At 49.8% G+C, this 2,337-nt stretch carries 1 protein-coding gene and 1 pseudogene; both read left to right on the forward strand.

The genetic code is table 11. From position 1 onward, the window contains the following. Nucleotides 1-344 (forward strand): annotated as a pseudogene (locus tag ACWA6V_RS20725) (peptidase); the annotation flags it as partial. A gap of 278 nt (nt 345-622) precedes the next feature. Continuing rightward, the coding region (locus ACWA6V_RS20730) for a transglutaminase family protein (protein ID WP_449524262.1) at nt 623-2,337 on the forward strand (1,715 nt) is incomplete at its 3' end.

Here is a 2,337-nt window from a genome sequence, read left to right on the forward strand (position 1 = left end):
TGTTGATTTACCCACAGGGCAATCACATCACCACCTCCAAGCAAACACCTTATTTGCAAATTGGCGAGAGCAAATATGGCAAACCAATCCTCGACCGTATCCTCAAGCCAGAAACAGGTTTGGATACCGCAGCGCTCTGCGCACTGGTCTCTATGGATTCGACCATGAAGTCCAACCTCACCGTTGGCCCACCCATAGAGCTGATGACCTATGCCACCAACAGCGGCTACATGAAGCACTCTGTGTTTGAGGCGGATAACCAGTACCTGCGCGAGCTGACCAAATCCTGGGATTGCCTGATCGTCGAAGCTTTTTTGCAGTTACCGCCACCACCGCAAAACTAATTGCTCGCCACTGAATGCCCTAAAAGCGCCAGTATCCACCCGATACTGGCGCTTTTCTGTTTCTGTCCGACCCATTTTTTACCTTAGGGCACTTATGGTGCAGTTATTGCCTTACTAATAGCAGCAAATATAACAGGCAAGTTAAGCGGCTATCACCGCGACCTAAATAGCGTAACAACCGACGGGGATGATAATAACTTGCCCTTTTCCCAGCCTGGTGCACACTTGAGTGCACCAGCATGATCCATAAACCGCACTTTGCAGGAAGGAATTAATTTATGGCTATCCGCGTTGCCATTCACCACAAGACAAAATATGAATTTGATCGCCTAACTTCACTCTTCCCCCATGTACTGCGTTTGCGCCCAGCGCCCCATAGCCGCACCAAAATTCACAGCTACTCCCTCAAAATCGAACCCGCTGATCATTTTATTAATTGGCAGCAAGATCCTTTTGGCAACTTTCAAGCGCGCCTGGTATTTCCCGAGCAGACCAAAACCCTGTCGATTGAAGTTGAAGTCGTCGCCGATATGACCTCCATCAATCCCTTCGATTTTTTTGTGGAGGACTACGCGCAACACATTCCGTTTGATTACGACGAACAACTGCAGCGCGAACTAATTCCCTATCTCGAAATCAGCGAAAGCGGACCGCAGCTGATGGAGATGGTAGATAAGATCAAAGCTGATATCCGCCATCGTCAACTGAGTGAAAAACCTTGGGCGGTGAATGATTTTATGGTGACTATCAACCAACTTGTGCAACAGGCAATTGGTTACGGTGTACGCCTGGAACCCGGTATCCAAACCTGCGAAGAAACTCTCACACTTGCCAAAGGCTCCTGTCGCGACAGCGCATGGTTGCTAGTACAAATTTTCCGTCACCTGGGTTACGCCGCGCGTTTTGCTTCCGGTTACTTGGTGCAACTCACAGCTGATATCAAAGCACTCGATGGCCCCAGTGGACCGGAAAAAGATTTCACTGATTTGCATGCATGGACTGAAATTTATATTCCCGGCGCTGGCTGGATAGGACTCGACCCAACTTCCGGTTTACTGGCAACCGAAGGGCATATCCCACTCGCCTGCACACCCGATCCGATTTCTGCTGCACCTATAACCGGTGCCACCAGCAAATGCGAAGTGGAATTTTCGTACAGCAACGAAGTCTTCCGCATCCTCGAAGACCCGCGCGTAACCAAACCCTACACCGAAGACCAATGGCAAACCATCAACGCGCTCGGTGCTGCGGTTGATAAAGAATTAATTGAACAGGATGTGCGTCTGACCACCGGCGGTGAACCTACGTTTGTATCAATTGACGATATGGAATCCGAGCAGTGGAATACCGGTGCACTGGGCGCCGATAAATTGCGTCTCGCAAAAGATTTATTGTTGCGCATGCGCAAAACCTTTGCACCCAATGGCCTGCTGCACTATGGTCAGGGCAAGTGGTATCCCGGTGAGGAAGTACCGCGTTGGGCGCTCGGCTGTTTCTGGCGCACCGACGGTCAGGCGCTCTGGAGCAATCCTGATTTATTAGCGCGCGCCGATAAAAGTTACGGCCTTACACATGTGGATGCAAAAAAATTCGCACAAACCTTGTGTGCGAAGATTACTGTCAACAGTGAACATCTCATTCCTGCCTACGAGGATGTACTCTATTACCTCTGGGCAGAAGGGACTTTACCTCCCGATGTCAATCCACTCAAAGCCGATTTAAAAGATGATTTGGAACGCCGTCGTATCGCCAAATTACTATCGCGCGGATTAAATACCGAAAGCGGTTACGTGCTTCCGATTGAATGGAACTATGCAAACCAGAGTTGGCTGACCGGCCGCTGGAAATTACGCACCGGCGAACTCATGTTAGTACCAGGTGATTCTCCACTCGGTTTACGTTTACCGCTAAATTCACTCGAATTTCCCAAACATGAGTACGAGCGTTACCAACCGGAAAGTGATCCACTAACCACACGCGAGCCACTTGCACC

Source organism: Cellvibrio sp., assembly GCF_053579595.1.